The following is a 12,651-nucleotide window of genomic DNA, read 5'->3' as shown; positions in this document are numbered from 1 at the left end:
TACTCAACCGCTTCCCTGAGCCTGTCGAAGGGCAACCCTTCGACAGGCTCAGGGAAGCGGGAGAATTAATCCTTATCGTTACTTAACGACCGCCCCGCTCGCCCGGCCAGTTCGGTGACATAATGCCATGCGATCCGGCCCGAACGCGCGCCGCGCTGGGTCGCGAAAGAAACAGCGTCCTGCGGGTCGAACGTCAGTCCGAGTTTGCGGGCATAGCCATCGACCATCGCCAGCCACGTCGCCTGATCGCAGACGTGAAACCCGACGCTGAGGCCAAAACGGTCGGCAAGCGCCATGCGGTCGTCAACGACGTCGCGGACATTGATCGCGGAATCCTGTTCAGCCATGTCGCGCGCGACGATGTGACGGCGGTTGGACGTGACATACAGGCGGACATTGGTGGGCCGGGCCGCGCTGCCCCCGTCAAGCACCGAACGCAACGCGCGGGCCGCCGCAACGCCGCCGCCACCTTCGCTGGCATCAAAGCCAAGGTCGTCGAGAAACACGATAACGGGCCGCGACCATTGACCGAGGATCGTGAATAAATCAGGCATGGTTGCGATATCACCCGCCGCGATTTCGACCAGTGCAATGTCCGTTCCTTCGGCGCGCACGGTGCCGATACTCGATTTGACCAAGGCCGATTTGCCGGCACCACGCGATCCCCACAACAGCGCGTCATGTGCGGCATGGCCGGCGGCGTGGCGACGCGTATTGCCAACGAGTGTGGTTTTCTGATCGTCGATACCCGTCAGCAGGTCGATAGCGATCGGCGCAAAATGGGCGACGGTCAGGCCACCGTGCTGCCATACATACGCTGCCTGATCGACAGGCGGAGCAACCGGGGGTACGGGGGCGAGGCGTTCGAGCGCGTCGGCAATTCGGCGGAGCGTGTTTTCCATGCAACCCCCGATAAGCGAGCGCAGCGATGTTCGCTAGCGTCGCTGTATCCGGGCCTACGTCAGCTTTTCGAGATACGCCCTGAGTGCCCTAAGCCGAAATGCCATGCGACTTCAGCAGATCATAAAGCGTAGGTCGTGAAATACCGAGGAGCTTTGCCGCGTTCGAAATATTGCCATCGGCCCGACCGAGCGCTCTTCGGATCGCTTGGTCATCGGCGGCATCGCGAACAGCCTTCAGATTGATGACATCTTCCTCACCATCCCCCACTCCCAGATCGAGATCAGCGGCAGTCACCATCTTGCCGTCAGCCATAATGACCGCGCGCTTCATACGATTTTCGAGTTCGCGGACGTTGCCGGGCCAGCCCCACTGGTCGACCGCAGCCAGCGCATCAGGCGCAATGCCCTTCACCTGTGGATTCATATGTCCGTATCGCGTGACGAAATGGCGGGCGAGCAATACGGCATCGCCCGATCGTTCGGTAAGCGATGGAATCTTAACGACAATTTCCGCAAGCCGGTAATAAAGGTCTTCGCGAAAGCGCCCTTCGGCAATCATCGTCTCAAGGTTCTGGTGCGTTGCACAAACGATCCGCGTATCAACCGGAATGGCCTTGCGCCCGCCGATCCGCTCAATCACCCGCTCCTGCAAGAACCGAAGCAGCTTTACCTGCAGCGGCAATGGCACGTCGCCGATTTCATCGAGGAACAACGTGCCGCCCTCGGCCTGTTCAATCTTGCCCTCAGTAGTTTTAACCGCCCCGGTAAATGCGCCTTTCTCATGGCCGAACAGCTCGGATTCGAGTAATGTTTCCGGGATAGCGGCGCAGTTAATCGCGACGAATGCGCCTTTATTCCGTCCGCTGGAATCATGAACACCCCGCGCCAGCAATTCCTTGCCGGTGCCGCTCGCACCCAGCAGCATGACCGAAACATCGGCATTGGCAACGCGTTCGATGGTGCGTGCAACCTTCAGCATTTCGGGTGCGCCAGTAATCAGGCCACCTAATACGCCGCCGCCGGTAACTTCGGCCAGCCGCGCATTCTCCGCTTCGATCGCGTGGAGGTGGAATGCCCGGGCGACGATCATGCCAAGCTCATCGATATCGACGGGTTTCTGATAAAAATCATAAGCCCCGGCAGCAATCGCGCAAAGCGCGCTTTCGCGAGCACCATGCCCCGATGCAACAATGACCTTAGTATCGGGTTTCAGCGCCAGAATGGCGTCAAGCGTCGCAAACCCTTCCGCCGTGCCATCAGGTTCAGGCGGCAGGCCCAGATCAAGCGTCACGACATCGGGCTCTTCTGCGCGCAGGGCGGCAATCGCAGACGCCCTGTCTCCTGCCACGATCACTTCATAATCGTCATAAGCCCAGCGCAGCTGGCGTTGCAGCCCCTCGTCGTCCTCGACGATCAGCAATTTGCGTCTCACATCGCTCATGCCGCGCACTCCGCCGACCATTCGGTTGCGCTGCGCAGGACGATCGTGAAAATGCTGCCGTGTCCCGGCTCGCTCCTGACGGTCAGCCGTCCTCCCATGGCAACGATCAGCGCGCGCGCTTCATAAGCCCCGATCCCGAACCCCGCATCTTTTGTAGAGGAGAAGGGGCGAAACAGCTGGCCGTGGAGAAAATCTGCGGTCATGCCGCAGCCCCGGTCGGCGATTTCGATTTTCGTTTCATGAATTTCCGGCATGATGGTGAGGGTGACGGGTTCGGTTGCCGGGCTGGCCTCGATCGCATTCTGGACGATGTGCGCCAGCGCCGCCTCTAGTCGCGCGGGGTCGGCGATCGCAAACGATCCCGTATCCCCCGCAACTACGACGGGATGTACTGCCCGTTTGGAAGCCGCGACGCTGGCGACGATGGCCGCGATACGGAATGCGCGCGGCTCATCCGGTCGCGCCTTGTTATGTTGCGACAGGCGCGCGAGCAGATCATTCATCCGCGCGGTCGAACTGTTCAGCGTTGCGATCATGTCCACCCGAAACGCAGGATTGTCAGCGTGACGCTCTGCATTGCGAGCGAGCAAGCTCAACTGACTCACAAGATTTTTGATGTCGTGCATGATAAAAGCGAAGCGCCGGTTGAATTCGTCAAACCGCTGCGCCTCGGACAGCGCCTCCTGACCCTGCGCCTCTGCCAAATAGCTTGCGACCTGACGCCCGGCGACACGCAACAGGTCAAAATCTTCCCAGTCAAGTGTCCGCCCAATCAGCGGCCGTTCGAGTAGCACTGCGCCAGCAAGCCGGTCGATATGGATCAGGGGGACAATCGCCCAAGTGTTCGGCACGCCGAGTATCCATTCAGGGATCGCACCGGCTTCTTCGGGGTCGACGTCATCATTGCGCAGCGCGTCCAGTTCGACGATACGCCCCTTCGCGAGAAAGTTTGCGAGGCGCGCGGTTGAACCTAAAGGCGCGACCTCCCAGTTCCAGCCTGCCTTCGCCAGCATCTCACCACCATCAGGCAACAACAATAATCCGCCCGGCGAATCAACAATGTCGGCAATCGCCTTGACCACGCGCACTTCCAGCGGCGCGGGCTCCTCACCCGGTCGCCCAAGCGTGTCGGTGAAACGCAACCATTCGGCCCGATAGTCATAACGGTGGGCGAACAAATGTTTCGCCGTCATAACGCGGAACCATGCCCACGTGCGTTCCGCCGGAAGAACGACTGCCGCCACGATTGCGCTGACGAAAGGCACGATTATCAGCGACAACGCGAGCGCCGTTCCCTTCTGAGCATGCAGGAGGGCCATCAAACCGACGATAACGAGGAAATAGGTCACACCGGCCAGCACGCCAATCAGCGCAAGGGCAACAGTGCGCGATGGGCGAATTTTTCCGCGAGGCATATTCATCAGCGAGCACCATCGGGAAAAAGGACAACGCGAAAGGTTTGGAGCAAGATTACGACATCGAGGAACGGCGTGTAATTCTTTGCATAATACAGGTCATATTCCAGTTTGTGACGCGCATCGTCGAGATTCGCACCATAAGGATAATTGATCTGTGCCCAGCCGGTTATCCCGGGTTTCACCATATGGCGTTCAGCGTAATAAGGCATCTGCTGGGTCAGTTCGGCGACGAACGATGGGCGTTCGGGACGCGGGCCGACAAAGCTCATCCCGCCAAGCAGGACGGTCCAGAGTTGGGGTAATTCGTCAATCCTGATCCGGCGTATCACGCGACCGATGCGGGTCACGCGCGGATCGTTCTTTTCAGCCCACACAGCCTGCCCAGCTACCTCTGCATTGGCGCGCATCGACCGGAGTTTCACGACCGTGAACTCCTGACCATAAAGGCCGACGCGGTTCTGGCGATAGAAAGCGGGGCCGCGCGATTCCAACTTGATAAGGATCGCTGTAACCAGGATCAGAGGCAAGCAGATCAGCAGCAGCACACCGCTCGCCACGATGTCGAACACACGCTTGGCAAACGATGAGAGCCGTCGCCCGCTCGAAAAACCGTCCGAGAAAATCAGCCATGACGGGTTTGTGCTCCGCAAGTCTACACGGCCAGTCTCGCGCTCCAGAAACGTCGAAATCTCATTGACGTGGACACCGATGGTCCTGACGCGCAGCAAGTCTTCCATCGGGATAGCGTTGCGCCGCTCCTCCAATGCCAGCACCACTTCATTGGCACCGAGCCGTGCGACATGATCGACCAAATTGTCGATAAGCGCGCGCGGGATCGCTGTCGGGATGACGCTGACGACGTCGCCCATGTCGATGTTGCCAACCACCGTAAAGGCAGCGCCCTTCTCCGCGCCAAGCTTCGTAAGTCGATTTGCCCGTTGCCCTGCACCGAGAACAAGCACGCGTCGCTTAAATGCCTCGCTGCCCAGCAACCGACCAAGCAACGCGCGCACCATGACGAGCGACGCGTAGGCAATGACCATCGCGTAAAGCGAATTCGAGCGCCACAATGTTTTCCCAGGAATGAGGAAGTACGTGACCGACAGGAAAATGACACCGAGACATATGGCAACCAACAGTCGAGCCGATGCGAAACGCAGCGATTGAAAGGCATCGACACCGTAAACGCCAACTGCAATCATCGCGAGTTGTAGCGCGAAGGCGAAACTGATTAATGGGGGCAGTCGATCGAAAAGTGAATTTATGCCCATCCCGATCTGGTGCGCACGGAGAACCCAGGCGACTTCGGCAGAGGCGAACAAAACGATGAAATCGAACAGCGCAAGCAGCAGCACCGGATAGGGAACATAATGTTTGAACAGCCTGAACATTTACCGATCTTGCCCGTTTTCCAGCACTGAAGCGTCAAGAATCCGACACCCGATTACACCTGTCGGACAAATTGACGAAAATTTCCTGAAGGGATGACCATTTTGCTGAGTAAAGAGATAATATGACTGAACGACCGCGTATCATTCCCGTTGTTCTTTCAGGCGGGTCGGGGACACGCCTTTGGCCGATGTCCCGCGAAGACCGACCTAAACAGTTTTTATCGCTAACCGCCGAACTGACCATGTTTCAGCTGACGCTGGATCGGGCGAGCGATCCCGAACGGTTCGGTGGCGCTATCGTTGTTGCAAATGCACGTCATGCTGATCTCATAGATACGCAATTGGCGGGCCGTGATGCCCTGCTGGTCCTGGAACCGCTCGCCCGAAACACGGCGCCTGCAATCGCGCTGGCGGCCATTGCGGCTGGCGGTGGCGATGCCCCATTACTGATCATGCCGAGCGATCATGTTATTGCCGATATCGATGCCTTCAATGCTGCGATCGATGCCGCACTGCCACTGGTCGAGCGCGGATGGCTTGCAACCTTTGGTATCACACCCGACGCACCGGAAACGGGCTATGGCTACATTCGGATCGGCGAAGAGGTTGGCCCGGGTGCCTATCGTGTCGCCCGTTTCGTCGAAAAGCCTGACACCGCCACTGCCCAGGCAATGCTGGTGGCGGGCGATCACGTCTGGAACGGCGGCATCTTCATGTTTCGCGCCGACGCGTATCTCCGTGCATTGGCGACCTATGCTCCAGCGATGCTCGCGGCCGCACAGACTTCGATGGAGAACGCGGCTCGGACGGGCTCACGGATTTTGCCTGACAGCGACGCATTTGCAGCCTCACCGTCTGACTCCATCGATTATGCCGTCATGGAAAAGGCCGAGCGCGTGGCCGTGATTCCGGTCACGATGGGCTGGTCCGACGTCGGATCCTGGGATGCTCTTCACACACTTGGGGCAGATGACGACGGCCATGCGCATCATGGCGACGTAATCGCGCTCGACACCAGCAATTGCCTGATCCGCAGCGACGGCATTCGGGTCGCAGCCGTGGGCGTATCCGATCTGATCATCGTGGCGAGCGGAGATAGTGTCCTGATCCTGCCACGGGGGCAGAGCCAGCACGTCAAACGGATTGTACAGGCCATCAAGGATCAGGAAAATAATTAAGATGCCCGCGAGCATTTAGTCTCCGGCAAACACGAACGGACTGACGCCGCGCTCCCGATCGTTAAAGATCAGTGCACGACTTTGGGGGGCGGCACTCCGTTGAGGGCAGTTTGGACGCGTACATGCCCGACACCCAAGGCCGATGGCGGTTGCCTCTCCCTGTTTCAGGTCGATTCCGCTCGCAGCGGCCAATGGCGTCGCAAGGGCCGCGTTCAGACCGATGCCGACCACAAACTCGCCGCTCACTCCCCCGACCCTTACACCTTGTCGATGAACGGTGCGCGCCATGGTAAACCAGCGCCCCTCACCATCCAATGCAACCAGATGGCGTACAAGATAGCCGGGACGTTCGAAGGCATTGTGCAATTGCCAAAGCGGACAGCGGCCCTCCGCCTCAGTCAGTGGCGACGCACTGGCACCGGAAAACCTCTTGGACGCCTGACCCGCCCGGTCGATACGGATCATGAAAAACGGCAGCCCACGCGCACCCACCCGCTGTAACGTGGTCAGCCGATGCGCAATCTGTTCAAAACCTGCACCGAAGCGGCGTTGGAGTAGCTCGACGTCGTACCCCGTCGCTTCGCACGCGCGCAGGAAGCGAGCATAGGGCATCATCACGGCAGCAGCGAAATAATTTGTGAGATGGCGACGAAACAGCCGTTCGGAAACGCGGTCGGCGAACCCTGCACCTTTGACAAGCGCGTCGATCTCGGCTTTCGCCTCGATCTGCCCAAGCTGAAACAGCGTAGCGAATGTTCGGCTCGCGGGGTCGAGCAGTTCTGACAATTGTAGCTGCCGTGCATGGAGATCGAGCCGGCGAAGCGTGTCGGGCATCACATCGACCGGCAGAATGCGAATCGAAAGCTGATGCGTCACTCGCAGCCGCTCAGCAACTGCCCCATATAAATCGCCCGAACCCGCACGCAAATCGTCGGAGCGCGTTTCGGCAAGGCTGTCCAAATCCGAGAAATGCCCGCGCCACCGCTCAATTTCTCGGCGTACCGCATCGATCGGATCAGGACCGGGGGCACTCCCACCTGCCCCCATCCCATCGAACGCTCGGGCAAATGCCTCCGCACTGTCGGGGGCGGCACTCAGCCAATCGGAAACCTGAGCGCGATCGATTGCAAGGTCGGCGAAACGCGGATCGGCAAGTCGTCGTCGAATAGCCTCGGCACCGCCGCCAGGCTCGCTTGCGGCAAGCGTGCGGGGATCGAAGTCGAAAGTTTCGGCCAGCCGGAGCAGCAACGCGGCGGTTAGGGGCCGCTGGTTGCGCTCGATAAGGTTAAGGTAGCTCGATGAAATCGCAAGCGTCTCAGCCATCACCAACTGATTGAGACCAGCACCTCGCCGGAGACGGCGCACGGCATGACCGGCAAACAGTTTAGCATCGGCCATACGGCTGCATGATATTCTTCGCATAAACTGTCAATGAATGACAGTTCGACACGCCCGGCAACAAAACCTGCACGTTGCACACAACATAAATCCAACGAACTGTTTGTGGCCACTCATCATGTCGGGCACGACCGCAACATACTGCCGGTCACCGAGTTCCTGGGGAGGAAATTACGCCTGTCGGAGAAATCCGGCAGGCGTTTTCGATTAAATCATTGCACGTCGCGGGTTTACACACCAAACCATAGAAGCAGGACGCAGCAATGCTTACCCCGGAATGGCACCGATGCCCGCAGTTCCGAACCATTGAAGTTTGCGTTACAGCCGTTTTCGGGGGTCGATGGTAAATGATGTTGAGCGAGGTTTTTTGGTGAGTGAGTTGAACGGCCTGCGCGTTCTGATCGTGGAAGACGAAGCCCTGATTGCCATGATGGCGGAGGACATGATCGACAGTCTGGGTTGCACCGTTGCCGGACTGGCATCAACGGTTGGCGACGCACAAACTGCGCTGGTCAATGTCAAATTCGATGTCGCCGTACTTGATGTAAATCTCAATGGAACCACCAGCATGGGGCTGGCAACGGCGTTGAAGCAACGCGGTACTCCATTTGCTTTTACGACAGGATATGGAGCTAACGGTATCGACGCCGAGCATCTCGATATGCCCGTTCTGACAAAGCCCTATTCGATCGCCGATCTGGAAGCCGCGCTTATCACCTGTGCACAGAAGAATCAGGCGGCCGGGGTGAGTTCCACGACGTCCATAACAGATTCAAATCGCGGGTAAGGCAGGATCAACCGCCAACGTTTATCACCAATCCTCTGTACTGCCCCCACCATGTCGCGTGTGGCGTCGAGGCCATATTCAAGGGGCCGGGTTTCGTCCGCGAACATCATGGTACCGAGGAAAATCTTTCGATAACTGCCATCGTCAAACATCAGACCGACCGGACGCTGGGAGCCGCCTATTTTGGCGAAGCTCGAAACTTCGCCCTCGTCGTTCACCAGGCAATCGAACGCTGGATAGGGCGTAAACGCGGCTACGCCCGGAACGACCGAGCCAAGCTTGATGACGCGACAACGGTAACGCCCGCTGGTCAGGCCAACATTTTCGATGCCGGCGTCGGGTAACAAAAGCGCACCTTCGCGAGCAATACTGTCACTCTGTCCATCGGCCTTTGCTTCATCGAGCGCCTTTACAAATGCGACGCGCCAATTTCGCAGTCGATCCATATCTTCTGCTGTGACGACACGCTTCCAGTCGGCTGCGGTGGGCTTAGCCCAGGCAGTATCAACCAATTTCCAGCCACACCCGGTGAACAACAGCGTCGCTACGACCGCGCCTAAAAGCTTCATCTCGCGTCCCTTGGTCTCTTTTGCCCAATCGATAACGCTTCGTCGTTGAAAAAGAACCATCGATATCAAGCGTCAGCCTGCGGTCCATCCACCATCTATCGATATGTTCGAACCGGTGACCTGAGATGCGTCGTCGCGGCAAAGGTTTATCGCCACCGCCGCAACCTGTTCGGCTGTCACAAACTGCTTCGTCGGCTGGCCCGCCAGAAGTACGTCGTTAATCACCTGCTCACGCGTCATATTCCGCGCCTTCATGGTATCGGGAATTTGCCCCTCGACCAGCGGTGTCCAGACATAGCCCGGTGAGATGCAGTTTGCGGTAACTCCGAAAGTCGCCAGTTCGAGCGCGACGGTCTTGTGAAATCCCGCCAGTCCGTGTTTTGCAGTGACATAGGCCGACTTATAGGGCGACGCGACGAGTGAATGGGCCGAGGCTGTTGCGATAATGCGCCCCCATTTCTTCGACTTCATATAGGGGATCGCCAGCCGCACGGTATGAAACGCCGCAGTCAGGTTCAGGGCGATTATCAAGTCCCATTTATCTACCGGAAAGTCTTCGGTCGGGCTGACGTGTTGCATCCCGGCATTGTTTATCAGGATATCGACGCCACCGAATGTATTGGCCGCGCCCTTCATCATCCCTTCGATCGCATCAACCTTAGTCAGATCGGCCCCATCATAGATTGCCTTGGCACCAGAGATTTTCTCGAGGTTTCGGCGCTCACTCTCGATTGCCGCGCTGTCACCGAAACCGTTGATGACAATATTCGCGCCTTCAGCGGCAAGTGCCTTTGCATAGGCGAGACCAATACCAGAGGTCGATCCAGTGATAAGGGCAGTCTTGCCGGTAAGGAACATATTATTCTCCTGAGCGATGCGCCACGCAGCTTTAGCAAGATTACCACGGCTGCGTGGACTTTTGCGTTCGTGCGCGGTCGATTATTTCTTGTTCGCCCACTTTCCGATCGCCGCGGCCTGTGTCGATCGGAGCCCCGCACGATAAGTTATCGAAGAAACCGCCTGATCGGCCGGCTTACGCGATGCTGCGGGCATCGGGGCCGCATATGCCGTTACCCGTTTTGCTACCGCCAGATCACCCGACCCCGCGGCCAGTCCGACGATAAATTTCGACTGGGTACTGGCCTCAAGCACCGCGTATACCTGTGCTTCATGAGCAACGGCCCAATCGAAAGCCAGCGCTGGATGCTCGCTGGCAACCGCCTGAATCACATTCCCTCGCATCGGCACCGGAATCTCGTCCGTTAGGGTCAGATCGAGCGCTTTTTGCGCCAGTACCACGTCGCGGACCGAGCCAAGGTTGCTATATTGTGTCAGCTTGGCAACGGGACTCTGCTCTGCCTTTGCCTTGGCGTGAAGATCGTCCCAACGCGCCGCGTCTGCCGTGCTGGCGTAAACCCTTTGCGCGGGCTGGCGGATCGGACCGGGAACGGCAGACGGGTCGCTAAAGCTTTTGGCAGCATAGCGAGCAGCTTCGGCAACGACGGCCTGATCGCCAAAGTCTCCGAGCAAAGGAATCAACGTTTCGCGAAGCTGAGCATCGGCCGGTGCTTCCTGGGCCTTTGCCTCCCAACCTAACCGCGCGAACACTGGATGAAGCAGCGTTTTTGCCCGAGCGCGAAACGCGGGCTGTTCGGGAGCCCCATTCAAAACGTGGTCGATCGTCGACAATTGTCCCGCGATCATCGACCACAGGATCGGATCCGCATTCGGTGCCACCCCATCGACCAGCGCAAGATAACGTTCGATCGGCTGATACCCTCCATTAGCGAGAGCCAGAGTATCCGCCGCGAAGCCGATCTGGTCATCGACCGCCAGCGTCGAGAATCCGGCGCGCAACGCCTCCTGATGCGCGGGCGTATAGAGGGTACGGAAATATGCACTTTGCCCTTTGTTCACCAGCGTCAGCCCACAGCCCGGAACCGTGGCGGTGGTGTTGCCTGCCCCCGAAACCGAGATAAGCGAACTGGTATGGCCGGTTGCCGCACCGACGCGGACAGGAACAATCCATGTCGTCTTGGCCTTTGAAGGCGTGTCGAGACCGAAGCGATCCTGCGACAACGGCAGCGTCGTCGTGCCCCCGTTACAAACCGGCACCCCAACCCGGATCAGGGGAACTCCGCCCTGCAGGGTAAAGCTGTGCATCATCGGCGCGATGGGCTTGCCCGATGCCGCCGCAATTTCGGTCCAGAGCTGATCGGTTTCGGTGTTGCCGTATTTATACTTCGCCATGTAGCTGCGGACGCCCTGACGGAACACGTCCGGTCCCACCGCGCCTTCCAGCATCCGGATCACGGCCTCACCCTTGCGATAAGTGATATCATCGAATGCCGTCGAGATTTCATCGACCGTCTCGACATGCTGGATAATCGGATGCGTGGTCACACGGGCATCGCGGGTGATTGCAGACTGGCGGTCGAATGCCAGTGTCTGCGAGGTCGCGCCCGACATCGGGTTCAGATCGCCCGACACCTTCGACGCCATCCACGACGCGAATCCTTCGTTCAGCCAGAGGTCGTCCCACCAATTCATGGTGACGAGATCGCCAAACCACTGATGCGCCATTTCATGAGCGACGACGTTAAAGATGTCCTGTTTCTGGTTTTCCGTCTGATACTTCGGATCGACCAGCAGGATGCGTTCGAAATAAAAGATCGCTCCCCAATTCTCCATCGCACCAAAGAATTGCGACGACCCCGGCCCGGCGATCATGTCCATTTTCGGTAACGGATAAGGCGTACCGAAATAATCATTATAGGCCGCGAGTACCTTTTTGGCGCTGGCGAGTGCGTAATCACCCTGATCGACAACGCCCTTGCGCGTGATGACCCCTATCTCGACATTGCCCTCCATCACCGTTTTGCGATCGACGTTGCCCATCCCGAGAAACAGCAAATAACTCGACATTTTGGGCGTGGGCGCGAAAGTCCAGACGGTCTTGCCACTGGCTCCAGCGACCTTGCCGGTGACCGGCATATTCGAAAATGCCGTCTGCCCGGTTGGCGTTACGGCACTCAGCTTGAAAGTCGTTTTATAACCGGGCTCATCCCACATCGGCGCAAAACGCCGCGCATCGGGAGCCTCGAACTGAGTGACCAGCATGCGCTCCTTCGCACCCTTCTCTCCATCATAATCGATGGCGAACAGACCGGTCGCAGAAGTGTGGATGATACCCGAATAGGTGATCGCCAGATTATGCTGTCCCGCCGTCACCATAGTCGGAAACGTGAAGGTCGCGCGCTGCCCGGCTTCATCGAACGAGACTTTCGCAACCGCGTTGCCATCCAGTTTTACACTGGAGATCGCAATATCCGCCGAATTAAGCGTAATCGTCCGCGTCGGCTTATCGACCTGAATGGCAATCGTCTCGCGGCCGGTAAAGGTTAACTTCGCCGCATCAGGTTCGACCGTGATGTCATATGACAGTGGCCGAACACCCTCAGGCAAACGTCCCGGTGCCGCATAGGCGGTGGTGGCCAACAGGGTGGCGGCAAGCGAAATGCCGGCAAATATAATACGCAAATGGAAGTCCCTTCAAATAATCTCTAT

Annotated in this window: 10 protein-coding genes; 2 read left to right on the top strand and 8 right to left on the bottom strand. The window is 58.3% G+C overall.

The annotated features are described in order from the left end of the window. Positions 1 to 65 precede the first annotated feature (65 nt). The 4 genes from D3Y57_RS14470 to D3Y57_RS14455 form a co-directional block, all read right to left on the bottom strand. Entirely contained in the window at positions 66 to 902 is an 837-nt protein-coding gene (locus D3Y57_RS14470) for a DUF815 domain-containing protein (RefSeq protein ID WP_121153701.1), read from the bottom strand. Between the two features lie 88 nt (positions 903 to 990). After that, positions 991 to 2,343: a PEP-CTERM-box response regulator transcription factor gene (prsR, locus tag D3Y57_RS14465; RefSeq protein WP_121155985.1), complete on the bottom strand. Its 1,353-nt coding sequence runs from the start codon at positions 2,341 to 2,343 to the stop codon at positions 991 to 993. Continuing rightward, positions 2,340 to 3,764, bottom strand: a complete 1,425-nt coding sequence (gene prsK / locus D3Y57_RS14460; protein WP_121153699.1) for an XrtA/PEP-CTERM system histidine kinase PrsK — start codon at positions 3,762 to 3,764, stop codon at positions 2,340 to 2,342. The genes prsR and prsK overlap by 4 nt, the downstream gene beginning before the upstream one ends. Next, the gene (locus D3Y57_RS14455) at positions 3,764 to 5,152 is read right to left on the bottom strand and encodes a TIGR03013 family XrtA/PEP-CTERM system glycosyltransferase (protein WP_121153697.1); all 1,389 of its coding nucleotides are present in this window, start codon (positions 5,150 to 5,152) and stop codon (positions 3,764 to 3,766) included. Before D3Y57_RS14455 ends, prsK begins: the two co-directional genes overlap by 1 nt. 122 nt (positions 5,153 to 5,274) lie before the next feature. Here D3Y57_RS14455 and D3Y57_RS14450 point away from each other — a divergent pair, with 122 nt between their 5' ends. Next, entirely contained in the window at positions 5,275 to 6,330 is a 1,056-nt protein-coding gene (locus D3Y57_RS14450) for a mannose-1-phosphate guanylyltransferase/mannose-6-phosphate isomerase (RefSeq protein WP_121153695.1), read from the top strand. A 15-nt stretch (positions 6,331 to 6,345) separates the two neighbouring features. Here D3Y57_RS14450 and D3Y57_RS14445 read toward each other — a convergent pair whose 3' ends face one another. Next, on the bottom strand, positions 6,346 to 7,728 hold the full coding sequence (locus D3Y57_RS14445) for a helix-turn-helix domain-containing protein (RefSeq protein WP_121153693.1): 1,383 nt from the start codon (positions 7,726 to 7,728) through the stop codon (positions 6,346 to 6,348). A gap of 370 nt (positions 7,729 to 8,098) precedes the next feature. Here D3Y57_RS14445 and D3Y57_RS14440 point away from each other — a divergent pair, with 370 nt between their 5' ends. Beyond that, positions 8,099 to 8,515 (top strand): response regulator, encoded by a 417-nt coding sequence (locus tag D3Y57_RS14440; protein ID WP_205590066.1) that lies wholly within the window; start codon positions 8,099 to 8,101, stop codon positions 8,513 to 8,515. Here the strand turns inward: D3Y57_RS14440 and D3Y57_RS14435 are convergent. From D3Y57_RS14435 to D3Y57_RS14425, 3 genes are all read right to left on the bottom strand, one after another. Beyond that, positions 8,461 to 9,084 carry a DUF4893 domain-containing protein gene (locus D3Y57_RS14435; protein ID WP_121155983.1) on the bottom strand — a complete coding sequence of 208 codons (624 nt, stop codon included), beginning with the start codon at positions 9,082 to 9,084 and terminating at the stop codon, positions 8,461 to 8,463. The genes D3Y57_RS14440 and D3Y57_RS14435 overlap by 55 nt on opposite strands. A gap of 72 nt (positions 9,085 to 9,156) precedes the next feature. Then, on the bottom strand, positions 9,157 to 9,942 hold the full coding sequence (locus D3Y57_RS14430) for a 3-hydroxybutyrate dehydrogenase (RefSeq protein WP_121153689.1): 786 nt from the start codon (positions 9,940 to 9,942) through the stop codon (positions 9,157 to 9,159). Positions 9,943 to 10,023: 81 nt separating this feature from the next. Beyond that, positions 10,024 to 12,624 carry a M1 family metallopeptidase gene (locus tag D3Y57_RS14425; RefSeq protein ID WP_121153687.1) on the bottom strand — a complete coding sequence of 867 codons (2,601 nt, stop codon included), beginning with the start codon at positions 12,622 to 12,624 and terminating at the stop codon, positions 10,024 to 10,026. Positions 12,625 to 12,651: the final 27 nt, after the last annotated feature.

It is taken from the genome of Sphingomonas paeninsulae (genome assembly GCF_003660165.1).
GTDB classification, from domain to species: Bacteria; Pseudomonadota; Alphaproteobacteria; order Sphingomonadales; family Sphingomonadaceae; genus Sphingomonas_O; species Sphingomonas_O paeninsulae.
Note: the sequence above shows the minus strand (reverse complement) of the source record. Positions and strands in the feature narration are given on the sequence as shown.